Here is a 22,677-nt window from a genome sequence, read left to right on the forward strand (position 1 = left end):
GCGTTAACCGTTACTCAGAGCGGCAAACACCCGCGCCACCGCCACCGCACCCGGATCGGGCACGCCGTTGAGGTTATCGCTGTTGAGATAGGAGGACCGTCCCGCTTTGGCCTGACCCATGCTGGCAGTGGCTTCACTGCCCTGCTGCGCCGCTTCCGCCACCTCCGCCAGTGATTTGCCGGCAACCATCGCCTCGATAGCCGGTTGCAGCGCATCGATCAGGGTACGATCGCCCAGCTGCGCGCCGCCATACTGCTTCATTTTTTCCAGTCCCTGTTGCAGGGCGGAGGGCAGCGCCTCGCCCGCGGCCAGTTGCTGCGCGGCGGCAGTAAAGAAGATCGCCATCAGCACGCCGCTGGAACCGCCCATCACCGTCGCCAGACGTTCACCGGTGACCGCCAGCAGATCGGGTAACGCGTTGAGCGGTAGCTGGTTGTCGGCACATTCGCGCTGGATCTGACGGGCACCGGCGGCGAAAGTCGATCCGGTATCACCGTCGCCCACCTGCGCATCCAGCTGGTTCAGCTCACTTTCACAGGCGATCAGGGTTTCGCACAGAATATTCACTATGCGGGCGACCGCCGGGTTTTCCGACGGCGTGGCCGGATGTTCCGTCACCTGCTTTTTGGCTGTCACCGGCTGCAACGCGCTCAGCCTGACGGCGTTAACCCAGCCGGTGACTTCGACCGGCGCGCAAATCGCCTGTTCAAACAGCGGGGTCAGGATCATGCTGGTCACCGAGAAACCTTTCATATCCAGTGCCGTCATCAGCGGTGCAGGCCCGATCAGATAGTTGACCTGCTGGCTCAGCGGCGAGGCGATCAGATCGCGGGTCACCAGACTCATCTCCAGCGCCGACATGCCGCCCAGATTGTTCACCAGCAGCGCCCGTGGCTGCTGCGCATCGCCCTTCTGCATCACTTTTTCCAGCAGATGCTGGACGATTTGCTCGCTGTTCTGGGTTTTCAGCACGTCCACGCCCGGTTCACCGTGGATACCCAGCCCCATTTCGACACTGCCTTCCGGCACCCGCTGTGCCGTCTGCTCATCAGGCAGATGACAGCTCGACAGCGCGACGCCCATGGTCGAGATCGCCTGGCTGGCCGATTCAGCCGCCCCGGTCACCGCCGCCAGATCGTCACCGCGTTCGGCGACAAAACCCGCTACTTTGTGCACCAGCAGCGTACCGGCCACGCCGCGCGGCTGCGGATTCTCCGGCAGCGCGACATCATCGCCCACAATAACCATATTGACCTTAAAGCCGGCCTTGCGCGCTTTCTCCGCCGCCAGACCAAAGTTGAGCCGATCACCGGTGTAATTTTTGACGATTAACAGACAGCCCGCCTCTCCGGTGAGATTAATGATGGCGTTATAAACCGCATCGACGCTGGGCGAGGCAAACACATCGCCGCAGACCGCTGCCGTCAGCATACCTTTACCGATAAACCCGACGTGCGCTGGCTCATGGCCCGATCCGCCGCCGGAAATCAGCGCGACCTGCTGCTTTTTCCAGTCCTTACGCATCACGATACGGATGCGTGGCGCAACCGCCAGCCGCACCAGATTTTCCCACGGACTGGCATAGATCATGCCATCCAGCGCGCTGTCGACAAGGTCATCCTTTTTGTTCATTACGAACCGGGTCATGGTTTTTCCTCTTCTGAATGGGTCAGTTTGCTCATCAGGAAGTGTTGCACAGCAATCGGCGCTGTGGGGAATTTCGCCCTCTGACAGACAGAAATCAGACAGTTCGGCTGTCAACCGCCCGGCCTGCATCGAGTGAGGTTACAGATTACACAGACTGGCGCACTGGACGATTCCGGCACTGGCATCAAGCTGGCCGGCGGAACTGCAGGGTACGGTGACTGCAACATGACTGCCGCATGATGCAGGCAGTGAAAGGGTATATTGTTGCTCCGCGCGGTTTAGCCGGACCTGCTGTTTCGCCAGGGCACCAGCAGGGCGATCAACCGCTGCCCGCAACGCCTGAGCTGCTTTTATCCCTGCCGGTTTCAGGCTGAAATCGCCCATTAATCACGCCTACGTCCACCCACAAAACATCAGCTACAGCATGCAGTTACTTTAGATTTTTAACAGCGTTCGACTTGATCTGGATCACAAAAATCCGCATCATGCGCAGCGAAAACCTTAATGACGCCGCGGAGATATCAATGACACTGTACCAGGGTATGCTAATTTTTTATGCCGTTGTTGCATTGGTCGCTACGCTGATCACCTTCTTTATTGCTAAAGATAAGCTGAGCATTAAGCTGCTGAGTGCATTTTTAGTCGGCGCTACCTGGCCGATGAGTTTCCCGGTCGCACTGATGTTTGCCCTGTTTTAATTGACAATTTCGCCTTTCCCACCACACTCAGGTAATACGCCTCTGGCCGGCTAAACGTGGCCACCGACGTTTGTTTGCTCATGATAATCCCAACAAGGAGCGGATATGCGTTTTCTCAGCCTGATCATTGTGGTCACTGCCTTAACTGCCTGCAGCTCACCGTGGGGCAGCGAAAAACCGGTTCCTGCCGGTGAAACCCGCCAGCAAACCTGCCCGCCCGGTACCAATCCCAGTCAAAACGACTGCGGCCACTTCCCGGAACCTGAATTTCACTGAAGCGCTACGCCGCCACCTGCTGCGTCACAATAGCCTGCAGGTGGCTTAAAGCGTGACGGCGCAAATATGAATTGATAACAAGGCTTTACACTTCACAGCGTGGTCAGTAGAGTAACGCCCAGACATCAAATCTGATGCGTAAGCGTTAACGTCAACCAACGCCCCCGCAGCACTGCTGCCTGTGATGATCATTCTGATGACCCCTGTTCAACATCCTGCAAAATCTCATTCGCGGTTTTCTGGCACCGCTTTTTTTCTGTTTGTACTGCTGCTTACCGCAGCCAACCTGCGCGCACCGATCACCGCCGTTGGCCCGGTACTGCAGGATATCCGCCTGACGTTCGGCCTCAGTGCCGGTCAGGCGGGCCTGTTTAACTTCATTCCGCTGATGCTGTTTGCCCTGCTGGCACCGCTGGCAGCCTGGCTGGGCAATCGGATCGGGCTGGAGCGCAGCCTGTGGGGCGCGTTGTGCCTGATTACCCTGGGCTCGCTGCTGCGCTGGCTACCTGCCGAAGCGGCGTTATGGGGCGGAACCCTGCTGCTGAGTGCCGGCATCGCAGCGGCCAATGTGCTGCTTCCGCCGCTGATAAAGCGCGACTTCACCGCCCAGACCGCCAAATATATCGGTCTCTATGCTGCCACGATGTCGATTACCGCCAGCCTGGCCTCAGGCGTTGCGGTGCCGCTCAGCCAGCTGTCACCGGCGGGCTGGCGTCTGTCGCTGGTGGTCTGGGCGCTGCCGGGGCTGATAGCGCTGATTGCCTGGCTGCCACTGTTACGCCGTCACGTCACCACGCTGCCGACCTCGTCAGAGACGGTCGCGCATCGTCATCCCTGGCGGTCGCCCGGCGGCTGGCAGATTGCGCTGTTCATGGCGCTGCAATCGCTGGCATTCTATACCCTGATTGACTGGTTCACGCTGTATGCCCAGGCCAGTGGCTTTAGTCAGGCGGCCGCTGGCTGGTTGCTGTTCTGGTATCAGGCGATAGCGATCGTCGCCAACCTCGGCTGTATGGTGGCGCTGAAGCGGGTGAAAGATGCCCGGCTGACCGCCTTTATCGCCTCTGGCGCCATTTTCCTCGGCATGCTTGGCCTGCTGATGTTGCCACAGGCGGCGTTCGCATGGCTGACGCTGGCCGGTCTGGGCGCAGGTGCCTCGCTGGTACTTTGCCTGTCGTTGTTTAATCTGCGGGCCAGCAACCATCGTCAGGCCTCTCAGTTATCGGGGATGGCTCAGTGTGTCGGTTATGCGCTGGCGGCGCTCGGCCCGCTGTTTTTTGGCGTGCTGCATGATTACAGCGGTAACTGGACCTTACCGTTCACGGTGCTGACCGGACTAAGCCTGCTGCAGATGCTGCTGGCACCGCTGGCCGCGCAGTCAAAGCCCATCAGCTGACTCTGCGGTTCTGCATGGCTCACAATGGCAGTAAATTAGCCTTGATTCACTGGCCGCTGACACGCATTATCCGGCCAGTTTTCATTGACGGGAGAAGCGTGCGTGTCCGAACTGAGTAATGAGCTGCTGCAGGAGGTGCTGGACCAGGTACGTCCTCTGGTGCATCAGGGAAAAGTGGCCGATTACATTCCGGCGCTGGCGGAAGTCGCCGCCGATCATTTAGGCATTGCCGTCTGTCTGCGCGACGGCACGTTGTATCAGGCGGGCGATGCCGAAACGCGCTTTTCGATTCAGTCGATCTCCAAAGCCCTGTCACTGACGGTGGCGCTGACCCGCTATGACGACAGTGAAATCTGGCAGCGGGTCGGCAAAGAACCTTCGGGTCAGCCGTTTAACTCGCTGGTGCAGCTGGAGCTGGAACAGGGCAAGCCGCGTAATCCGTTTATCAACGCCGGTGCGCTGGTGATTTGCGACCTGCTGGAAACGCGCCTGACCGCCCCACGTCAGCGGATGCTGGAGATTGTGCGTCAGCTCAGTCAGCAGCCCGATATCAATTATGACCGCCACGTCGCCCGTTCTGAGTTTGAGCATTCCGCCCGCAACGCCGCCATCGCCTGGCTGATGAAATCGTTTGGCAACTTTGATAACGACGTCACCAGCGTGATGCAGACCTATTTCCACTACTGCTCGCTGTCGATGAACTGTATTGAGCTGGCGCGCAGTTTCGTCTATCTGGCGAACCAGGGGCTGACGCTGGATGGCAGCCGGATGATTACGCCGCGTCAGGCGCGGCAGATTAACGCGCTGATGATCACCAGCGGCATGTATGACGGTGCGGGTGAGTTTGCCTGGCGCGTCGGGATGCCCGCCAAGTCGGGGGTTGGCGGTGGGATTATTGCGGTGATCCCCGGCGAAATGAGCATTGCGGTCTGGTCGCCGGGGCTGGACAGCGCGGGCAATTCACTGGCCGGAACCGCCGCGCTGGAGTGTCTGACCGATAAACTGGGCCGCTCAATTTTCTGAGTCAGCTCACCACATTGATCGGCTGGCCGTGGCGAAAGGCTGTGAGATTAGCGGTAATGCCCTCGATCAGATTATGCACCCCACTCTGACTGGCCCAGGCGATATGCGGCGTGAGCAGCAGATTCGCCAGGCCGGGTTGCAGCAGCGGATTGTCGACGGCCGGGGGTTCGCTGCTCAGGACGTCGAGCGCTGCCCCGCCGATCTGGCCCTGCTGCAACGCCATAGCGAGATCCGCTTCATGAATCAGCCCGCCGCGTGCGGTATTGATCAACAGCGCCTGCGGCTTCATTTTACTCAGCGCCTCGCGGTCAATCATCTGTCGGGTCTGCTCACTCAGGGGACAATGCAGCGAGATGATATCGCTGCTGGCCAGCATCTGCTCAAAACTGACGTAGCCGTCACGCAGCGTCGTGCTGCCTTTGCGCTCGGCATACTGCACCTTCATGCCTAACGCCTGCGCCAGTTTTGCTACCGCCTGACCAATATCGCCTTTGCCGACAATACCCAGCGTCGCACCGCCAATATCCTGAATCGGCTGACGATGAAGGCAAAAATGTTGCGCTTCTGGCCACGCCGCCCGGGTCGTGCTGGCGTAATCGGGTAGCTGACGCCGCAGGGCAAAAATCGCGGCAATGACCCCTTCCGACACGCTCTGGGTTGAATAACCCGGTACGTTGCTCACCACAATGCCACGCGCCCGACAGGCATCCAGATCGATACAGTCGTAGCCGGTTGCGGCAACACAGATAAAGCGCAGCGCCGGTAGTTGCTCAAGCGTGGCCGCCCGCAGGGGCACTTTATTGGTGATCGCTACGGTGGCGTCTTTCAGCGCGCTTACGATGGCGTCTTCCGCCGTCTGTTCCCGCACCTGCCAGTCTGTGCAGCCCGGCAGCGCAGGCAACGGAACCGGTAACGTAGCCCCATCCAGCATTACAATTTTCATTTTTCATCCTTTTTGACAGCAATAAACGCAGCCGACCCGCTTCTGGCGCGAAACAATGTTAGCCTTATGTATTTCCAGAGTAACAAACAGGTTAAATGACAGCAGAATTAAAGTGAATATGTTCAAACTGTGCGAATTTTTTCAGAATTTATGCCACTTTCTTTAACCCTTTTATCCCCTTCGCGTTACACTGCCGCCCTGAATTCTGACCCATTATTCTGATGTAAATCATGCGAACACCTGCCGACAGACAACGACTCACCGCCAGTATTGCGATCCTGGCCGTGCTGCTGTTGTTTGTTGCGCCGATGGTGTCAAAAAATCTGGCGGAACATCACGCCAGCCTGCAGCGCCTCTCCGCCATCAGCGGCGATAGGGTGATGATGGACCATCACGGTGAGATGGCGATGATGGATCATCACAGCGACATGCCGATGGCCGGCCATGAGATGATGGCGCCCGGTTTCGCCTGCGGCTACTGCGATTTACTGATTCATGTGCCGCTGATGTTATGGGTGTTTATCCCGTTCATCTGGTGGATGTGTCTGATCTCCCGGGCACCACCTCCGCCCGCCACGGCTCCACCGCGGCGGCGACGCTCTCTGCGCACCCACCGTCCGCGTGCGCCCCCGCTGCTGGCGTAAACCTCACTGTTTTTTGACCTGTACTTCTTACGCGTTACGGCGTCAGAAGCTTTGTCCTGTCTTTTGAAAAGTGTGGAATGCTATGTCCTCTTCTCAGGAAATGACCCCTGCACCGCGCGGCGCGGTGTTAAATCTGTTTCGCCGCCTGCATTTTTATATTGGCCTGTTTATTGCGCCGTTTATTTTTGTCGCCGCGCTGACCGGTACCCTCTACGTTCTGACGCCGCAGATTGAGCAGGCGATCTACCATGATGCCTTAACCACTGACGCGCACGGCGTGGCGAAACCGCTGTCGGCGCAGATCGCCGCAGCCCGCCAGCGTGCCGGGGAAAACGCACGTATCTATGCCGTTCGACCGGCACCGGGTCCGCAGGATACCACCCGGGTGCAGTTCTCCGGGCGCAACCTCGGCCCGTCAGAATCGCGTTCACTGTTTATCGATCCCTATACCCTGCAGGTGAAGGGTGACATGACGGTTTACGGCACCAGCGGCGTATTGCCGCTGCGGATGTGGCTCGACCAATTGCACCGCGGTTTGCTGTTAGGCGATTTCGGTCGCAACTACAGCGAACTGGCCGCCTCCTGGCTGTGGGTGGCGGCACTCGGCGGCGTGGTGTTATGGCTCGGCACCCGGCCACGCCGTTCCGCCAGAAAACCGCGCCGTGGTTTTACCGCTCTGCGTCACTGGCACGTTACGCTGGGGCTGGTGCTGGCGGTCGGGCTGGTGTTCTTTTCGGTTACCGGACTGACCTGGTCACAGTGGGCGGGCAATAATATTGAGAAAATGCGCAGCGATCTCGGCTGGATGACGCCGCAGGTCAATACTGCGCTGAACGGTGACGCACCGGCGGCACCGGCCGATCCGCATGCTGACCATCGTGGCAACGGTGAAGGCATGACCATGGGCGATATGGCGATGCCGGCCCGAAAAGCCGCGCCCGCGCTGCCAAATCAGCCGGACGGCAACTGGGATCGCGCCCTCGACGCCGCGCGTCAGGCCGGTCTGCATGCTGACAAGCTGGAGTTACGTCAGCCGAAAACCCCCAATCAGGCGTGGACCATCTCTGAGATTGATCGCAGCTGGCCGAGCCAGGTCGATGCTGTCTCGATTAATCCCAACGATTTTAGCCTGGTCGATCGGGTGGAGTTCGCCCATTTCCCACTGGTGGCAAAACTGACCCGCTGGGGCGTAGATGCGCATATGGGCGTGCTGTTTGGCCTGCCTAACCAGCTGATTCTGGCGCTGTTTGGTTTCGGTCTGTGCGCAATGATCGTGCTGGGCTACCGCATGTGGTGGATACGCCGTCCCGCGGTGCCGCAGCTCAGCCCGTCGCAAACGCTGTTGTCAGCCTGGCTGGCGCTGCCGCGTTACGGTCAGGGAGTCAGTCTGATCGTGGTGCTGGCGCTGGGCTATGCCCTGCCGCTGATGGGGATTAGCCTGCTGGTGCTGGTGCTGCTTGATATTCAGCGCTGGCGCAGTGCGCAACGCAGCGCGCAACGGCGTGTCGATACCGCGCCGGATAAACAGTCTCCGCTGGCGATTATTCAGGCGCGCTTCGCGGTCAAACGCAAAGAGATGCGCTATTTCCTGCGCAGCGTGACGGTGCTGGCGCTGATTGTGATCACCGTGATGGCAAATGCGATGATCGGCGGAGTGATCGATCAGTATCAGATTCCGTTCAGCAGCTGGTCGCTGACCATGTACATCACCCAGGCGATGATGATCCTGCTCTACTCGACGGTATTTACCGGCCTGTTATCCATTCCGCTGTGGTATTTCTTCCTTGGCGAAAGCGACGAACAAGGCAAGTAAGCGTCCTGCCTGCCCTCCCGGCAGGCAGCTTGTTATTCAAATTAACTGACGAGGCCCGGCAAAACTGCCGGCTTCTCATTCCCTGCGTAACGGTTATCATCGTCATTATTGACCCCTTGATGAAAGAGCGAATCATGAACATCGTGCGAGCGAATCCTGAACAACTGTTTGAGTACGGTCCGTTTACCGTACGCCGCCAGCGGCCAGGCGAGGCCTTAAGCCCGCTGGTCAGCGTTGACCTGATGACGCTGAAACTCGATGCACGCATTCCAATGCAGCAACATCGTGATGAAGAGGTCTTTACCTATCTGTGGCGCGGTTCAATGCGCCATCAGGACAGCAACGGCGAAAGCACCTCACTCTCCGCGAAACGGGTGATGCTGGTGAACGCCGGTGAGGGCGTGCAGTATGAAGAGTCGGTTCCGCTGTATGAAGCAGAACTGTTGCAGGCGGTGATCCGACCGGCTCAGCGCGGCGGTGAAGGCATGACGCAGGTGCTGGAACGTGACCAGGGCATTATGGCTAACGGCTGGACCGAACTGGCGGGGCCGGAAACCTCCGATGCGCCGCTGGAACTGCGGCAGGATGCCTATATCTATGACGCCCTGCTGGAGCGAGGTCATACGCTTGAGGTGCCGTCGCTGCCCGGTTTTGTCGCTTACATTACCGTGCTGGAAGGCGTGATTCGGATCGGTGAGGAGCGACTGTCGCGCGGTGACGCGGTGAGCGGCGTGGACGAGAACATGGAAATTGTCGGCGATCGCGACGCCAATCTGATCTGCTTCCTGCTCAAACCTGACAGTGCGGCATAACAAAGCGCGGGAACCTTTCCCGCGCTATTTATTTTCGGCTCTGTCCAGTCTGCTATTGCGGCTGTTGCTGCTGCATCGCCTTAACCCGCTTAAACGCATGCTTAAACTGGCGAACATCATCGCGGAGCCAGTGACGCTGGGTCAGGGGCGCGTCATCCAGTGCCTGCGGCAGCGGCACGCCGGCCAGCGATCCGCGACAGCAAAACGCACGCGCCAGCGCAGGCGTTTCGATGCCGATATACTGCGCAAATTCAGGTAATGTCATTAATGCTGTACTCATTTCCAACCTCCTGAACAACAAATCAGCCTGCATTCTCGGTCCATTTCTTACCGGCATTTATTGATCTGAAACAAGGATGTGTTACTAATCATCTGCCTGCCAATGAAAACAGGTGATCTGCCCTCCACAATCAGACAACGAAGTGAGGATACCGTGCGCCGTTATGGATTGATGAGTCTGCTATTTTTTTCAGCCTTGAGTGGCGCACATACTCTGGTGCCCGGTCAGCCCGTGCCCTCGGTTTATATTGCCGATAAAGGCGAAATGGTGATTGATCAGGGCGATGTGAATTACCAGCGCTGGAATAGCCAGACCCTGACCGGCAAAGTCAGGTTAATTATTCATGTCGCGGGTCGTCTGTCGGCCAAAGAGCAGAGCGCGGGATTAATCGAGGCCATTCAGCAGGCGAATTTACCGCATCAGGGTTTCCAGACCACCACCATCGTCAATACCGATGATGCCCTGCCCGGCAGCAGCCTGTTTGTGGTTCGCAGTATTGCAGCCAGCAAAAAAGCGGCACCGTGGCAGCAGTTTATTATTGATAATAGCGGCGTAACAGCGCACAGCTGGCAGCTAAAACCGGGCAACGCGGCGGTAGCGGTGATTGATCGCCAGGGCATTGTCCGTTTCGCTAAAGATGGCGCATTAAGCGCTGACGAGGTTGCCGGAATAATCAGTCAGCTACGCAGCTTACTCGGATGATTCAGGCTGAATCAGGCGACGCTCAGCGGTGAAAATTCAGGTAAAGAAACGCTGAATGCTGCTGAATTCCCCAACTTTTTCCCGATCCTCAACTATTATTGTTTGAATGGATTGACCCGCCGTTCTTTGAAAACCTGCCAACTATGCTATGGCAGCCGGGGACGATTATTAAAGATGGCATCGAATAATTTCGACCTGCTGTGAATTCCTCTGTAGATAAGGACAGCCTTAATGACGGTCTGCGCAGAAAAACACGTCAATTCCACCCACCGCGATGCAGCACACCTGTTGAATGATATTGAACAACGGCTCGATTCTTTATTGCCGGTTGAAGGTGAACGTGATTTTGTTGGTGCGGCAATGCGTGAAGGCGCGCTGGCACCGGGTAAACGTATTCGTCCGATGCTGCTGCTGCTGGCGGCACGCGATCTGGGCTGTGAAGCAAGTCCGCACGGCTTGCTGGATCTCGCCTGCGCGGTAGAGATGGTCCACGCCGCTTCGCTTATTCTGGATGATATGCCCTGCATGGATGACGCGCAGATGCGGCGCGGACGCCCTACCATCCACTGTCAGTATGGCGAACACGTGGCGATTCTGGCGGCGGTCGCGCTGCTGAGTAAAGCCTTTGGGGTGATCGCCACGGCCGAGAGCCTGTCCGCCAGCGCCCGAACCCAGGCGGTGAGTGAACTTTCCCACGCGATTGGCATGCAGGGGTTGGTGCAGGGACAGTTTAAAGATCTCTCGGAAGGCGATAAACCGCGCAGCGCTGATGCCATTCTGATGACCAATCACTTTAAAACCAGCACCCTGTTCTGCGCCTCAATGCAGATGGCCTCGATTGCCGCCGGTGCCTCGGATGAAGTGCGTGAACAGCTGCACCGGTTCTCGCTCAATCTCGGCCAGGCGTTTCAGTTGCTGGACGATTTAACCGATGGCATGAGCGATACCGGAAAGGATTGTAACCAGGATGCGGGCAAATCGACGCTGGTCAATCTGCTGGGTGCGCAGGCGGTGGAAAACCGCCTGCGCGACCATTTGCGTTGCGCCAGTGAACATCTGTTACTGGCGTGCCAGGACGGCTATGCCACTCAACATTTCATTCAGGCCTGGTTTGAGAAAAAACTCGCTGCCGTCAGTTAAGGATGCTGCATGAGCCACTTTGCGGTGATTGCGCCGCCTTTCTTTAGCCATGTTCGCGCGCTTCAGCATCTCAGCCAGGCCCTGATCGCACGCGGACATCGCGTGACGTTTATCCAGCAGATCGACGTTAAGGCCCTACTGAGCGACAGCGACATCGGTTTTTTCCCGCTGGGATTAGCCAGCCATCCGGCCGGCAGCCTGGCGCATACTCTGCAACTGGCGGCGCATCCGCTGGGTCCATCGATGCTGAAGCTAATCAACGAAATGGCCCGCACCAGCGATATGCTGTGCCGTGAGCTGCCGGTGGTGCTTAACACGCTGGCGGTTGATGGGGTGATCGTCGATCAGATGGAGCCCGCCGGCGCACTGGCAGCCGAAGCGCTGGATCTGCCTTATGTCTCGGTTGCCTGCGCCCTGCCGCTCAACCGTGAAGCTGATTTCCCGCTGGCGGTGATGCCGTTTGACTATGGCACCAGCGATGCGGCACTGGAGCGTTATCGCACCAGTGAAAAAATCTATGACTGGCTGATGCGCCGTCATGACCGGGTTATCGCCCGCAATGCCCATGCGCTGGGATTAGCGCCACGGGAAAAACTGCACCACTGTTTCTCTCCGCTGGCACAGATCAGCCAGCTGATCCCGGCATTCGACTTTCCGCGTCAGTCGTTACCGGACCATTTCCACGCAGTCGGGCCACTGCGCGCCATTCAGCCGTCGTCTTCCTCTGCGCCGCACTACTTCCCGCACGGCGATAAACCGCGCATTTTCGCCTCGCTCGGCACGCTGCAGGGACACCGTTACGCTCTGTTCAAAACCATCGTCCGGGCCTGTCAGGAGCTGGATGCACAGCTGCTGCTGGCGCATTGCGGCCGCCTGACGCCGTTTCAGGCGGCGAAACTGGCACGCGCCAGCCAGACGCAGGTGGTGGATTTTGCCGATCAGGCGGCGGCGCTTGCGCAGGCCGATCTGGCGATTACCCACGGCGGCATGAATACCGTGCTGGATGCGATTAATCATCTGACCCCGCTGCTGGCGATCCCGCTGGCCTTTGATCAGCCCGGCGTCGCCGCACGCATTGTCTATCACGGTGTGGGACGTCGCGCCTCACGCTTCACCACCAGCCATGCCCTGGCGCGGCAGCTGCAGGCGCTGCTGGCTGACGACCGCTACCGGCAGCAGATGCTGCGGATGCGCAACGCCGTGGCCGAAGCCGGCGGCAGCAAGCTGGCGGCAGCGATTGTTGAGCAGGCGGTGCTGACCCGCAGGCCGGTAGTGAGCCGGAGGGATTATGCCGTCGTATGATCTGATTCTGGTCGGCGCCGGTCTGGCTAATGGCTTAATAGCCTTACGTCTGCGCCAGCAGCATCCCTCGCTGCGCATCCTGCTGATTGACGCTGAGCGCCAGCCGGGTGCCGGACATACCTGGTCGTTCCACGCCGAGGATCTCAGCGAAACCCAGCACCGCTGGATCGCCCCGCTGGTGGTTCATCACTGGCCGGGTTATCAGGTCCGTTTTCCGCACCGCACCCGCAGCCTCAACAGCGGCTACTTCTGCGTCACAGCGGAACGTTTCGCCGCAGTGATGCACGATCGCTTTCAACAGGATCTGATGCTGGACACCCGGGTGGAAAGCGTGGCCTCACGGTCGGTGACGCTGGCCGATGGCCGGTCGCTGGAGGCCAGCGCGGTAATTGATGGTCGGGGTTATCAGCCGGAGGCGGCATTACGCATGGGGTTTCAGGCGTTTGTCGGTCAGGAGTGGCAACTGAGCCAGCCGCACGGCCTGAGCACGCCGATCATCATGGATGCCACGGTCGATCAACAGGCGGGCTATCGCTTTGTCTACAGCCTGCCATTTTCAGCCGACACCTTACTGATTGAAGATACCCACTATATTGATGATGCCACGCTGAGCGCCGATCGCGCCCGGCAGAATATCCGCGACTACGCTGAACGCCAGGGATGGCAGTTAACGCGACTGCTGCGTGAAGAACAGGGCGCGCTGCCGATTACCCTGACCGGTGACATTGATGCCTTCTGGCAACAGCGCGATCGACCGTGCAGCGGGTTACGCGCCGGTCTGTTCCATCCCACCACCGGCTATTCGTTACCGCTGGCGGTGGCGCTGGCCGATCGGTTATCGCAGATGACGCTGTTTAATTCCGATACCCTGCACGCCACGATTCAGCTCTTCGCCAGCCAGACATGGCAACAGCAGCGCTTCTTTCGCATGCTGAATCGTATGCTTTTTCTGGCCGGTCCGGCCGATAGTCGCTGGCAGGTAATGCAGCGGTTTTACGGTCTGCCCGAGGACCTGATCGCCCGTTTTTATGCGGGAAAACTCACTTTGCCTGATCGGCTGCGCATTTTAAGCGGCAAGCCACCGGTTCCCGTACTGGCGGCGTTACAGGCTATTATGACTCCTCACCGTCAACAGGCGATGCAATGAAAAGAACCACAGTAATTGGTGCAGGCTTTGGTGGCCTGGCGCTGGCAATCCGCCTGCAGGCCGCGGGTATTCCGACAAGACTGCTGGAACAGCGTGATAAGCCGGGCGGCCGCGCCTATGTTTATCAGGATCAGGGTTTTACTTTTGACGCTGGCCCGACGGTGATCACCGATCCCAGCGCGATTGAAGAGCTATTCACCCTGGCCGGCAAAAAGCTGTCCGATTACGTTGAACTGCTGCCGGTTAAACCGTTTTATCGCCTGTGCTGGGAATCCGGCAAGGTGTTCAGCTACGACAACGATCAACCGGCGCTTGAGGCGCAAATTGCCGCCTTTAATCCGCGCGACGTTGAAGGCTATCGCCGCTTTCTGGCTTATTCCCGCGCGGTGTTTGCCGAAGGTTACCTCAGGCTCGGTACCGTGCCGTTTTTATCGTTCCGCGATATGCTGCGCGCCGCGCCACAGCTGGCTAAACTGCAGGCGTGGCGCAGTGTTTACAGTAAAGTGGCAAGCTACATCGAAGATGAACATCTGCGTCAGGCGTTCTCTTTCCACTCGCTGCTGGTTGGCGGTAATCCGTTTGCCACCTCATCAATTTATACTTTGATTCATGCGCTGGAACGTGAATGGGGCGTCTGGTTCCCACGCGGTGGCACCGGCGCACTGGTGCAGGGCATGGTGAAACTGTTTGAAGATCTGGGCGGTGAAGTGGAACTGAACGCCAGAGTGGCGCGGCTGGAGACGCAGGATAACAGCATTGCCGCCGTACACCTGCAGGATGGACGGGTGTTCCCGACGACCGCCGTCGCCTCAAATGCTGATGTGGTGCATACCTATCTTGATCTGCTGAGTCAGCACCCGGCATCCGCCGCACAGGGCCGGACGCTGCAGGGCAAAAGAATGAGTAACTCGCTGTTTGTGCTCTACTTCGGCCTTAATCATCATCACGATCAGCTCGCCCACCACACCGTTTGCTTCGGCCCGCGCTACCGCGAGTTAATCGACGAGATTTTTAATCGCGATGCGCTGGCTGACGACTTTTCGCTCTATCTGCATGCGCCGTGCGTTACCGATCCGTCGCTGGCCCCGCCGGGTTGCGGCAGCTACTACGTGCTGGCACCGGTGCCGCATCTCGGTACGGCCAATCTTGACTGGGCCGTTGAAGGTCCGCGGCTGCGCGATCGCATTTTTGACTATCTTGAGCAGCATTACATGCCGGGTCTGCGCAGCCAGCTGGTCACCCATCGGATGTTCACGCCGTTTGATTTCCGCGATGAGCTGAATGCTTATCAGGGATCGGCCTTCTCGGTGGAACCGATTCTGACTCAGAGCGCCTGGTTCCGGCCGCACAACCGCGATAAGCACATCGACAATCTCTATCTGGTGGGCGCGGGGACGCATCCGGGTGCAGGCATTCCCGGCGTCATTGGTTCGGCTAAAGCAACCGCAGGTTTAATGCTGGAGGATCTGGCTTGAATAATGCGTCATTACTCGATCATGCGGTAGAAACCATGGAGGTGGGATCGAAAAGCTTTGCTACCGCCTCAAAGTTGTTTGATGCCAAAACCCGGCGCAGCGTGCTGATGCTCTACGCCTGGTGCCGCCACTGCGACGACGTGATTGACGATCAGCAGCTGGGTTTCAGTAGCGATTCCCCCTCGCTGCAATCACCCGAGCAGCGACTGGCCCAGCTGGAGATGAAAACGCGCCAGGCCTACGCCGGTTCGCAGATGCATGAGCCGGCGTTTGCCGCTTTTCAGGAAGTGGCCATGGCGCATGATATCCTGCCCGCCTACGCCTTCGATCATCTGGCCGGCTTTGCGATGGATGTGCGTGGCGCTCGTTACCAGACGCTGGATGATACCCTGCGCTACTGCTATCACGTGGCGGGTGTGGTGGGTCTGATGATGGCGCAGATTATGGGAGTACGGGATAACGCTACTCTCGATCGCGCCTGCGATCTGGGCCTCGCCTTTCAGCTGACCAATATTGCGCGTGATATCGTCGACGATGCGCAGGCGGGACGCTGTTATCTGCCGGCGACCTGGCTGGCAGAAGAGGGATTGACGACGGAAAACCTGGCCTCACCGGAACATCGTCAGGCGCTGAGCCGGGTTGCACGGCGGCTGGTGCAGCACGCCGAACCCTATTATCACTCTGCCACGGCGGGCCTGAGCGGATTACCGTTGCGCTCGGCATGGGCGATTGCCACGGCGAAGCAGGTTTATCGTAAGATTGGCATGAAGGTTGATGAAGCGGGTCAGCAGGCGTGGGATCAGCGCCAGTCCACCAGCACACCCGAGAAACTGGCGCTGCTGGTGGCGGCCTCAGGCCAGGCGATTACTTCCCGGCTGGCGCGTCATGCTCCTCGTCCTGCCGATCTGTGGCAGCGCCCGCTTTAGCGCCGTGACGTTCGCGCAGCGTCGCCTGCAGCTTTGACAGCGGCGGCGCATACAGGAAGCCAAACGAGACACAGCCCTCTTTACCGCGCACCGCATGATGCATCCGGTGCGCCATATAGAGTCGGCGGAAATAGCCGCGACGCGGAATGTAGCGGAACGGCCAGCGCTGATGCACCAGCCCGTCATGTACCATGAAATAGAGCAGACCATAAACCGTCATGCCGGCACCAATCCACTGCAGTGGCCAGATGCCAACGCTGCCGAGATAGATCAGTAAAATCGCCAGACCGGCAAACAACACCGCGTAGAGATCGTTGAGTTCAAACCAGCCCTTATGCGGCTCGTGATGTGAAAGATGCCAGCCCCAACCCCAGCCATGCATGATATATCTGTGCGCCAGCGCAGCCGTTATCTCCATCCCGATAACGGTGGCCAGAACAATCAGGGCGTTCCAAATCCACAACATAGTTTCTCCTGAAGCTGCATCCTGCAAAGTGGCGTAAAGGATTAATTTTAACAGAGTTCAGGAAAAACAGCGGCGCCAGGACCCGGCAGCCGCAAACTAATGTCTGACAATCAAAAATCGGCCTTCAGCACAATGCGATAGTGAGCTTTCCCGGCGCGCAAATGGTCGAGCGCCTGATTGATCTGCGACATCGGGAAATACTCCACCACCGGGGCAATATCAGCGCGGGTCGCCAGCTTTAACAGCGCCCGTAGCTGAACCGGTGAACCGGTGGAAGAACCGCTCAGGCTGCGATCGCCCACAATCAGGCTAAAGGCCGGCACGCTGAACGGCGTCATCACCGCACCCAGCGTATGAAATTTTCCATGCGGCGCCAGCGCGCTGAAATAGGGCTGCCAGTCAAGATCGACCGCAACGGTGTTGATGATTAAATCAAACTGTCCCGCCAGCGCCGTCAGCGCCTGAGGATCGCGGCTGTCGACCACCTGGTTTGCCCCCAGCGCCAGTAAGGATGGCGTCTTTTCGCTGCTCGAGGTGAAAGCGGTCACGTCAGCCCCCAGCGCGCGCAGGATTTTGATCGCCATGTGGCCCAACCCGCCGATACCAATCACCCCGACCTGGCTGAGCGCTGAGATGTTGTGCATCAGCAACGGTTTGAATACCGTCATGCCGCCGCACAGCAGCGGGCCTGCGGTGGCGGCATCCAGCGCCTCCGGCAGCGGGATCACCCATTGCCAGTTTGCCCGCAGTCGCTCGGCAAATCCGCCGTGATTATTGATGGTGGAGACTTTGCCGCGACGGCAATTAACCTGATCGCCGCTCAGGCAGGCATCACAGTAATGGCAACTTTTTGCCGTCCAGCCGATGCCGACGCGCTGACCAATATGCAGCCCTTTGTGCTGCGCACCGTCGCCCAATGCCACGATGCGGCCGATCACCTCATGTCCCGCCACCAGCGGATAGGTCGATCCACCCCAGGCATTATCAATCATCGAGAGATCGGAGTGACAGATGCCGCAGTATTCTACCGCGACCTCAGCGTCTTCTGACTGGAGCGGTCCGGGCTGATACTCATAAGGCTGTAGCGCTTCGCCGGGCTGGAGCGCGGCATAACTTTTAATACCCATTCGCATTCCTCAATCAACGGATGAAGGCGTCGCCGGACGATCACAGCGGCAACGCAACCGGCAGCATAGCAACAGGCAGCGGTCATAAACTGCTGTAAATGCGGGGCTTTCATCGGTTAAATGCGGAATTTTTCTGCCGCACAGCGGATGCTGCGCGGTGACAGCTAAAGCGGATCGTGATTGAGAGGTGTCCGGAAAGCATGGCGCGCCGCGGCCATTAGCTGGCTGGCCGTTACGGTAGTCGGTAATCGCATCAGAATTTTAGTCGCCTGCCAGTAACACAGCACCATCATTTCATCCTCCTCTTTCTCAGCCAGTTCACGCAGCCTCGCCCGTAAAGAGAGGACGTTAATCGACTGATGTTCATCCAGCATGTCAGAGATGGTCTGATTAATAATCTGGTGGAGTGTTTTCCAGGAGAGCTCTGTCTGCAAAATTAACCTCTTTTAACGCTTATCGGCTCCGGGCAAATGAACGGCGGAATTTATCGCAGCAACGGGTCTGCAAAGTCATGGCTCTAAAGTCTGGTGATAACTATAGCTGTTTCTGCACGCTTGCGCCGGGCTACACCGTCAGAATTCTAAAAGCCGACAAGTTTAAATGTTTTTGGCCATTTTTGTCTCGTTTTAACCCGCCCGAGCCGTTCGACTGTCGATTTTTTTAACAGTGGTGGCGACAGGTTAACTGGCTGATGTGCCGGGGATTTTGCTATGTCCGCCTCCCTTTCTGGACGATTCGCCGCAGATCGGCACGAGGTTTAGCCACAGCGTCAGGATTTAGCGTCATTTGACAGCACTTTAGTCGCAGACAGCGGCAATCAGACTGAGTCTATCGCTTACTGATCCGCCCGGACGTCAGATCCATTATTCGCTATGGATTTGTTTATATAGCGATACAGTCATCCATCTTATCTGTCCGGATTGGTCGGTCCGGAGCCGGCCTGTTACGGCCAGTAATGCGATCCAGTCACGCTTAATCGGCTGCATGATGGATTCAGGACCAGGCGACGGGCGAATTCGGTATCGTGATGATTTTTGCCTGTTTTACGCCGGAGATGCCGGTTAAGCTGTACCACAATTTGCAGAATGATGGCGTGGATGCAGTCTGTGTCCTGCTGTGGTTACTGCTGCTTACCTTACCGCTCCCGCTGGCCTGCTTCGCGCTTACCCGACGTCAGGCGCAAAACAGCCGTCAGCGGCAACCCTGAATCGAGGATTTTCTGATGGCAATGACGCTGGAACAACTGCAAGACAAATACCCGGATGCCAACGCGGCATCGCTCGGTGACTCCCCGGAACTCGCCAGCCAGCTGGCGACGCTGGTCATTGCCGGTAAGAAAGTAGCCAGCTGCGGTTCGCTGCACAGCTGGCAGGATGATGAGGATAAACCTGAGCCGGGCCGTTACAGCATTATCCTCAACGGCGAGCAGCGGCCGGTATGTGTGATCCGTACCACCGGGCTGTTCCTGACGCGCTTTGACCGCGTGACGCCTGAAATGGCGATGCTGGAAGGCGAAGGCGATCTCAGCCTGGAATACTGGCAGCAGGAGCATCAGCGCTTTTTCCAGCGCGAAGGTTATTTCCATCCGGAAATGGAACTGGTGTTTGAAACCTTCCAGCTGGTCGAAGTGATCTGAACCGTTCCGGCCAACCCACGCTACAGGCTGTTTGCCGCCATCAGCGCTAGCCGTGAACAACCGCGCGCCGTCAGGATCTCAGCCGCCTGGGCGGCGCGCATTCCGCTGGCGCACACCAGTACGATGCGTTTATCTGCCGGCGGCTGCCAGTCCACTATCTGCTGCGGCAGGATCCGCAGCACCTGCTCTGCCACGCTGACCGGCGCTTCATCCCGGCTGCGCAATTCCACGATACAGTCATCGGCGGTCAGCATCGGCGGATCGATAAACGGCACGCCAGCACTTTCCGGTTCCGGCGCATCATCAAAACGAAACTGTCGCAGGTGCCAGTTGATGAAATCACAGTGGATCATGCAGCCAAGCGGTGACGGCGTCAGTTTCAGCAACAGGCTGAGCGCCATCTGCGCCTGTAACGCGCCCAGCGTGGCCACCGCTGGTCCCATCACCCCGGCCGTGTTGCAATTGCCCGCCGCGGTCGGCAGTTGCGGAAACAGTGCGCGATAGCCTGGCGCACCGCCGCAAAAACTGCCGACGTAGCCTTTGCGACCCAGTACGGACGCACAGACCAGCGGCAGACCGCGCGGCAGACAGGCGTCCGACAGCTGATAGGTGATAGCGAAATTGTCAGCCGCGTCGATCACCAGGTCGATGGCGTCGAGGGCGTCCGGCAGCAGGCTGGTACTCAGCACCTGCGGGCGGGCGTCGACCTCGCAGTCAGGATTACGCTGAAGCAGCGCGCGCCGGGCGGCTGAAACTTTTGCCTCACCAATATCCGCCATGCCGAACAAAGTCTGGCGGTGCAGATTATGCAGCTCAACCCGATCGCCATCGTAGAGACGGATAAAACCCACGCCCGCCCCGGCCAGCAACGGCAGCACGGTTGAACCGAGTCCCCCCGCGCCGACCACCAGCACCCGCGCCGCACGTAAGCGTTGCTGCCCCACCTCACCGATCTCCGGCAGTATGGTTTGTCGCTGATAACGATCCATCACCTCTCCTTAGCTGAACTGTGCCAGCCCAAAAATCGGGGTTGATGCCGCGGCCATATCACGTTGCTCCATCAGACCCGCCTGAAACGCCTGGTGACCGGCATCAATGGCGGCTGCGAACGCAGCGGCCATGCGCACCGGATCGCGCGCCTTCGCCACGGCGGTATTCAGCAGAATGCCATCGAAGCCCATCTCCATCGCCTGCGCTGCCTGCGAAGGCGCGCCGATACCGGCATCAATAATCAGCGGCACATCGTTGAACCAGGCCCGCATACTGCGCAGTCCCTCGATATTACGCAGCCCCTGCCCTGAGCCAATCGGCGCGCCCCACGGCATCAGCACTTCGCAGCCAGCCTCAAGCAGTTTTTCGCCAACAATCAGATCTTCGGTGGTGTAGGGAAAGACCTGGAAACCGTCAGCGCAGAGAATACGTGCCGCCTCAACCAGGGCGAACGGATCGGGTTGCAGGGTATCGGCGTGACCAATCACCTCCAGCTTGATCCACGGCGTGCCGAACAGTTCGCGGGCCATCTGCGCGGTGGTTACTGCCTCTTTCACGGTGTGGCAACCGGCGGTATTAGGCAGAATGCGGGTGTTAAGCTGTTGCAACAGCTCACGGAAAGCGCCGCCCGCGCTGCCCTCGCGCCGCAGACTGACCGTAATAATCTCTGCGCCTGAGGTCTCAATCGCCTGTTGCAGGATCGCGGGCGACGGATAGCCTGCCGTGCCCAGCAAAAATCGTGATGATGGGGTGTGTTGATAAAACATGGTTATCCTCCCTGCATCGGTGACAGCACTTCGATCTGGTTACCCGCCGCAAGCGACTGGCTGGCATAGCGGGCGCGCGGTACAAATTCACCGTTGAGCGCCGTCGCGACCGTGGCGGGATCGATCTGCTGCTCCTGCAACAGTTCGTCCAGCGTGCGCGCCGTGGTATCAATGACACGTCCATTCAGTTCAATCCGCATGAATCACCTCCTGAGTCAGTTGCTGCATTAATTGTTCCGCCATCAGCGGTGCCAACAGGAAACCGTGGCGATAGAGTCCGTTGAGCGAGAAGACCCCGTTTTCGTAGCGCACTTCCGGCAGATTATGGCGGTAAGCCGGTCGCAGCCCGGTGCCGCTCTCCAGCACGCGCGCCTCGGCCAGCGCCGGATGCAGAGACCAGGCGGCGCTGAGCAGTTCCATCATCGCGCGCGCGCTGATCGGGCTGCTGTCGTGGCTCTCAACCATGGTGGCGCCCAGCATGAAAATACCGTCGGCACGCGGTACCAGATAACAGGGAAAACGCGGATGGAGCAGGCGGAGGGGTCGGGAGAGATGCAGTTCAGGCGCGTGCAGGATCAGCATTTCGCCGCGCACCGCACGCAGCGCCGGTTGCGCCGCGACGGCGTGGATGCCGCGGCAGTCAATAATCTGACCTCCGGGTGCGCCGGGATGAAACGGCACATCTGCCTGGCGCAAACGTTGCGCCAGTTGCCGCAGCGCCTGGCGCGGATCAAGGTGGGCTTCGGCGGCAAAAAACAGGCCACGGGCAAAGCGATTTTCCAGCGCCGGTTCGACCTCGCCCGGAACCACCCACTGATGATTATGGGTCAGACTGGCGAAGCGGGTCAGCTCGCGACTGTCGCGCGGCGGTGCCACCACCAGCGTCCCGTGCTGCGTCACGCCTTCAATGCGTTTCGCCCACCAGGCCGCCGAATGCTGGCCCCATTCAATCACCTGCGGCGGCGCACTTTCCGCTTCACACCAGGGTGCCAGCATGCCGCCCGCCCAGTGGGAGGCTGCACGGACGTCGGACCGGGTAATCACTTCAACCTTTTCGCCCCGCTCTGCCAGTAGCGTGGCGACACACAGCCCGGCCACGCCGCTGCCGAGTACCGACCAGCGGCTCATGTTGCCCACCGGGCGGGCGTCGCGTCATTCAGGATAGGATGGTTCATAGTGGCCTCGTCGTAACTACGCGAAGACCCGGGATACCAGAAGGGAAAAAGGCGAGAGCATGAATGGCGATGCCCTTGCGGCAAGCATCTGCAGAGAGCGGATGCCCGTCTTCCTACGCCAGTATCAACTGGGTCAGGTTCGAAGGGTCGCTAAGCCGCGCAGTGCGCTATTAGCCTCTCAGTCTCTCTGGCGAGACTCCCCTGACGGGTTCTAGTTTTAAGTTAAGCGGGCAGGTTCGTCAAGTGAAGAGGCGATGATCAACCGTCCTGAAAATGGCTGAATTCATTAATT

At 58.8% G+C, this 22,677-nt stretch carries 24 protein-coding genes, 1 pseudogene and 1 riboswitch; of the genes and pseudogenes, 15 read left to right on the plus strand and 10 right to left on the minus strand.

Going from position 1 to position 22,677, the window contains the following annotated elements:
• Positions 1–3: 3 nt before the first annotated feature.
• Entirely contained in the window at positions 4–1,647 is a 1,644-nt protein-coding gene (locus AABB92_RS11980; protein WP_031377554.1) for a dihydroxyacetone kinase subunit DhaK, read from the minus strand.
• Positions 1,648–2,171: 524 nt separating this feature from the next.
• Between AABB92_RS11980 and AABB92_RS11985 the strand changes: the two genes are divergently transcribed.
• From AABB92_RS11985 to glsB, 4 genes are all read left to right on the plus strand, one after another.
• Complete coding sequence (locus tag AABB92_RS11985; protein WP_008924737.1) at positions 2,172–2,345, plus strand: GhoT/OrtT family toxin; 174 nt, start codon at positions 2,172–2,174, stop codon at positions 2,343–2,345.
• A 105-nt stretch (positions 2,346–2,450) separates the two neighbouring features.
• Positions 2,451–2,621 (plus strand): hypothetical protein, encoded by a 171-nt coding sequence (locus AABB92_RS11990; RefSeq protein ID WP_162836823.1) that lies wholly within the window; start codon positions 2,451–2,453, stop codon positions 2,619–2,621.
• A 196-nt stretch (positions 2,622–2,817) separates the two neighbouring features.
• On the plus strand, positions 2,818–4,017 hold the full coding sequence (locus tag AABB92_RS11995; protein WP_046289345.1) for a CynX/NimT family MFS transporter: 1,200 nt from the start codon (positions 2,818–2,820) through the stop codon (positions 4,015–4,017).
• A gap of 102 nt (positions 4,018–4,119) precedes the next feature.
• Positions 4,120–5,040, plus strand: a complete 921-nt coding sequence (glsB, locus tag AABB92_RS12000) for a glutaminase B (protein WP_031377555.1) — start codon at positions 4,120–4,122, stop codon at positions 5,038–5,040.
• Position 5,041: 1 nt separating this feature from the next.
• Here the strand turns inward: glsB and AABB92_RS12005 are convergent, their stop codons facing one another.
• Positions 5,042–5,983: a D-2-hydroxyacid dehydrogenase gene (locus tag AABB92_RS12005; protein WP_031377556.1), complete on the minus strand. Its 942-nt coding sequence runs from the start codon at positions 5,981–5,983 to the stop codon at positions 5,042–5,044.
• A gap of 230 nt (positions 5,984–6,213) precedes the next feature.
• Between AABB92_RS12005 and AABB92_RS12010 the strand changes: the two genes are divergently transcribed.
• From AABB92_RS12010 to AABB92_RS12020, 3 genes are all read left to right on the plus strand, one after another.
• Positions 6,214–6,627 carry a DUF2946 domain-containing protein gene (locus AABB92_RS12010; protein ID WP_046289294.1) on the plus strand — a complete coding sequence of 138 codons (414 nt, stop codon included), beginning with the start codon at positions 6,214–6,216 and terminating at the stop codon, positions 6,625–6,627.
• An 82-nt stretch (positions 6,628–6,709) separates the two neighbouring features.
• Complete coding sequence (locus AABB92_RS12015) at positions 6,710–8,440, plus strand: DUF2534 family protein (RefSeq protein WP_031377557.1); 1,731 nt, start codon at positions 6,710–6,712, stop codon at positions 8,438–8,440.
• 134 nt (positions 8,441–8,574) lie between these two features.
• Positions 8,575–9,252 (plus strand): pirin family protein, encoded by a 678-nt coding sequence (locus AABB92_RS12020; RefSeq protein WP_031377558.1) that lies wholly within the window; start codon positions 8,575–8,577, stop codon positions 9,250–9,252.
• Between the two features lie 52 nt (positions 9,253–9,304).
• Here the strand turns inward: AABB92_RS12020 and AABB92_RS12025 are convergent, their stop codons facing one another.
• The gene (locus AABB92_RS12025) at positions 9,305–9,532 is read right to left on the minus strand and encodes a hypothetical protein (RefSeq protein ID WP_031377559.1); all 228 of its coding nucleotides are present in this window, start codon (positions 9,530–9,532) and stop codon (positions 9,305–9,307) included.
• Positions 9,533–9,703: 171 nt separating this feature from the next.
• Here AABB92_RS12025 and AABB92_RS12030 point away from each other — a divergent pair, with 171 nt between their 5' ends.
• From AABB92_RS12030 to crtB, 6 genes are all read left to right on the plus strand, one after another.
• On the plus strand, positions 9,704–10,234 hold the full coding sequence (locus tag AABB92_RS12030) for a YtfJ family protein (RefSeq protein ID WP_031377560.1): 531 nt from the start codon (positions 9,704–9,706) through the stop codon (positions 10,232–10,234).
• Between the two features lie 231 nt (positions 10,235–10,465).
• Complete coding sequence (locus tag AABB92_RS12035) at positions 10,466–11,374, plus strand: polyprenyl synthetase family protein (protein ID WP_031377561.1); 909 nt, start codon at positions 10,466–10,468, stop codon at positions 11,372–11,374.
• A gap of 9 nt (positions 11,375–11,383) precedes the next feature.
• A complete protein-coding gene (locus tag AABB92_RS12040; RefSeq protein WP_046289293.1) occupies positions 11,384–12,676 on the plus strand; it encodes a glycosyltransferase in 1,293 nt (430 codons plus the stop codon).
• Complete coding sequence (gene crtY, locus AABB92_RS12045; RefSeq protein ID WP_031377590.1) at positions 12,663–13,823, plus strand: lycopene beta-cyclase CrtY; 1,161 nt, start codon at positions 12,663–12,665, stop codon at positions 13,821–13,823. Before AABB92_RS12040 ends, crtY begins: the two co-directional genes overlap by 14 nt.
• A complete protein-coding gene (locus AABB92_RS12050; RefSeq protein ID WP_031377562.1) occupies positions 13,820–15,298 on the plus strand; it encodes a phytoene desaturase in 1,479 nt (492 codons plus the stop codon). Before crtY ends, AABB92_RS12050 begins: the two co-directional genes overlap by 4 nt.
• Complete coding sequence (crtB, locus tag AABB92_RS12055) at positions 15,295–16,224, plus strand: 15-cis-phytoene synthase CrtB (protein ID WP_031377563.1); 930 nt, start codon at positions 15,295–15,297, stop codon at positions 16,222–16,224. The genes AABB92_RS12050 and crtB overlap by 4 nt, the downstream gene beginning before the upstream one ends.
• Here crtB and AABB92_RS12060 read toward each other — a convergent pair.
• The 3 genes from AABB92_RS12060 to AABB92_RS12070 form a co-directional block, all read right to left on the minus strand.
• A complete protein-coding gene (locus tag AABB92_RS12060; protein WP_031377564.1) occupies positions 16,163–16,690 on the minus strand; it encodes a sterol desaturase family protein in 528 nt (175 codons plus the stop codon). The two genes, crtB and AABB92_RS12060, sit on opposite strands and share 62 nt — an antisense overlap.
• Before the next feature lie 110 nt (positions 16,691–16,800).
• Positions 16,801–17,817 carry an NADPH-dependent aldehyde reductase Ahr gene (gene ahr / locus AABB92_RS12065; protein ID WP_031377565.1) on the minus strand — a complete coding sequence of 339 codons (1,017 nt, stop codon included), beginning with the start codon at positions 17,815–17,817 and terminating at the stop codon, positions 16,801–16,803.
• 164 nt (positions 17,818–17,981) lie between these two features.
• Positions 17,982–18,251: a hypothetical protein gene (locus AABB92_RS12070; protein ID WP_031377566.1), complete on the minus strand. Its 270-nt coding sequence runs from the start codon at positions 18,249–18,251 to the stop codon at positions 17,982–17,984.
• Positions 18,252–18,820: 569 nt separating this feature from the next.
• Here AABB92_RS12070 and AABB92_RS12075 point away from each other — a divergent pair.
• A pseudogene (locus AABB92_RS12075) lies at positions 18,821–19,024 on the plus strand (sulfate ABC transporter permease); the annotation flags it as partial.
• A 15-nt stretch (positions 19,025–19,039) separates the two neighbouring features.
• Complete coding sequence (locus AABB92_RS12080) at positions 19,040–19,453, plus strand: ASCH domain-containing protein (RefSeq protein ID WP_031377568.1); 414 nt, start codon at positions 19,040–19,042, stop codon at positions 19,451–19,453.
• Between the two features lie 20 nt (positions 19,454–19,473).
• Here the strand turns inward: AABB92_RS12080 and AABB92_RS12085 are convergent, their stop codons facing one another.
• The 4 genes from AABB92_RS12085 to AABB92_RS12100 are packed head-to-tail and all read right to left on the minus strand — an operon-like array spanning position 19,474 to position 22,338.
• Complete coding sequence (locus tag AABB92_RS12085) at positions 19,474–20,442, minus strand: HesA/MoeB/ThiF family protein (protein ID WP_031377569.1); 969 nt, start codon at positions 20,440–20,442, stop codon at positions 19,474–19,476.
• A 9-nt stretch (positions 20,443–20,451) separates the two neighbouring features.
• Positions 20,452–21,210, minus strand: a complete 759-nt coding sequence (locus AABB92_RS12090) for a thiazole synthase (RefSeq protein ID WP_031377570.1) — start codon at positions 21,208–21,210, stop codon at positions 20,452–20,454.
• Positions 21,211–21,212: 2 nt separating this feature from the next.
• Entirely contained in the window at positions 21,213–21,410 is a 198-nt protein-coding gene (thiS, locus tag AABB92_RS12095) for a sulfur carrier protein ThiS (protein ID WP_031377571.1), read from the minus strand.
• Positions 21,400–22,338 carry an FAD-dependent oxidoreductase gene (locus AABB92_RS12100; RefSeq protein ID WP_031377572.1) on the minus strand — a complete coding sequence of 313 codons (939 nt, stop codon included), beginning with the start codon at positions 22,336–22,338 and terminating at the stop codon, positions 21,400–21,402. Before AABB92_RS12100 ends, thiS begins: the two co-directional genes overlap by 11 nt.
• A gap of 140 nt (positions 22,339–22,478) precedes the next feature.
• Positions 22,479–22,598, minus strand: a riboswitch (TPP riboswitch).
• Positions 22,599–22,677 lie beyond the last annotated feature (79 nt).

It is taken from the genome of Pantoea brenneri (assembly GCF_038594305.1).
In the GTDB taxonomy this organism is placed as follows: Bacteria; Pseudomonadota; Gammaproteobacteria; order Enterobacterales; family Enterobacteriaceae; genus Pantoea; species Pantoea brenneri.

Excerpts from the sequence above, each read along its gene's own strand:
- AABB92_RS11980 (WP_031377554.1), bottom strand. The coding sequence starts at position 1,647 with ATGACCCGGTTCGTAATGAACAAAAAGGATGACCTTGTCGACAGCGCG.
- AABB92_RS11985 (WP_008924737.1), top strand. The coding sequence starts at position 2,172 with ATGACACTGTACCAGGGTATGCTAATTTTTTATGCCGTTGTTGCATTG.
- AABB92_RS11990 (WP_162836823.1), top strand. The coding sequence starts at position 2,451 with ATGCGTTTTCTCAGCCTGATCATTGTGGTCACTGCCTTAACTGCCTGC.
- AABB92_RS11995 (WP_046289345.1), top strand. The coding sequence starts at position 2,818 with ATGACCCCTGTTCAACATCCTGCAAAATCTCATTCGCGGTTTTCTGGC.
- AABB92_RS12005 (WP_031377556.1), bottom strand. The coding sequence starts at position 5,983 with ATGAAAATTGTAATGCTGGATGGGGCTACGTTACCGGTTCCGTTGCCT.
- AABB92_RS12010 (WP_046289294.1), top strand. The coding sequence starts at position 6,214 with ATGCGAACACCTGCCGACAGACAACGACTCACCGCCAGTATTGCGATC.
- AABB92_RS12015 (WP_031377557.1), top strand. The coding sequence starts at position 6,710 with ATGTCCTCTTCTCAGGAAATGACCCCTGCACCGCGCGGCGCGGTGTTA.
- AABB92_RS12020 (WP_031377558.1), top strand. The coding sequence starts at position 8,575 with ATGAACATCGTGCGAGCGAATCCTGAACAACTGTTTGAGTACGGTCCG.
- AABB92_RS12025 (WP_031377559.1), bottom strand. The coding sequence starts at position 9,532 with ATGAGTACAGCATTAATGACATTACCTGAATTTGCGCAGTATATCGGC.
- AABB92_RS12030 (WP_031377560.1), top strand. The coding sequence starts at position 9,704 with ATGAGTCTGCTATTTTTTTCAGCCTTGAGTGGCGCACATACTCTGGTG.
- AABB92_RS12035 (WP_031377561.1), top strand. The coding sequence starts at position 10,466 with ATGACGGTCTGCGCAGAAAAACACGTCAATTCCACCCACCGCGATGCA.
- AABB92_RS12040 (WP_046289293.1), top strand. The coding sequence starts at position 11,384 with ATGAGCCACTTTGCGGTGATTGCGCCGCCTTTCTTTAGCCATGTTCGC.
- crtY (WP_031377590.1), top strand. The coding sequence starts at position 12,663 with ATGCCGTCGTATGATCTGATTCTGGTCGGCGCCGGTCTGGCTAATGGC.
- AABB92_RS12050 (WP_031377562.1), top strand. The coding sequence starts at position 13,820 with ATGAAAAGAACCACAGTAATTGGTGCAGGCTTTGGTGGCCTGGCGCTG.
- AABB92_RS12060 (WP_031377564.1), bottom strand. The coding sequence starts at position 16,690 with ATGTTGTGGATTTGGAACGCCCTGATTGTTCTGGCCACCGTTATCGGG.
- ahr (WP_031377565.1), bottom strand. The coding sequence starts at position 17,817 with ATGGGTATTAAAAGTTATGCCGCGCTCCAGCCCGGCGAAGCGCTACAG.
- AABB92_RS12080 (WP_031377568.1), top strand. The coding sequence starts at position 19,040 with ATGGCAATGACGCTGGAACAACTGCAAGACAAATACCCGGATGCCAAC.
- AABB92_RS12085 (WP_031377569.1), bottom strand. The coding sequence starts at position 20,442 with ATGGATCGTTATCAGCGACAAACCATACTGCCGGAGATCGGTGAGGTG.
- AABB92_RS12090 (WP_031377570.1), bottom strand. The coding sequence starts at position 21,210 with ATGTTTTATCAACACACCCCATCATCACGATTTTTGCTGGGCACGGCA.
- thiS (WP_031377571.1), bottom strand. The coding sequence starts at position 21,410 with ATGCGGATTGAACTGAATGGACGTGTCATTGATACCACGGCGCGCACG.
- AABB92_RS12100 (WP_031377572.1), bottom strand. The coding sequence starts at position 22,338 with ATGAGCCGCTGGTCGGTACTCGGCAGCGGCGTGGCCGGGCTGTGTGTC.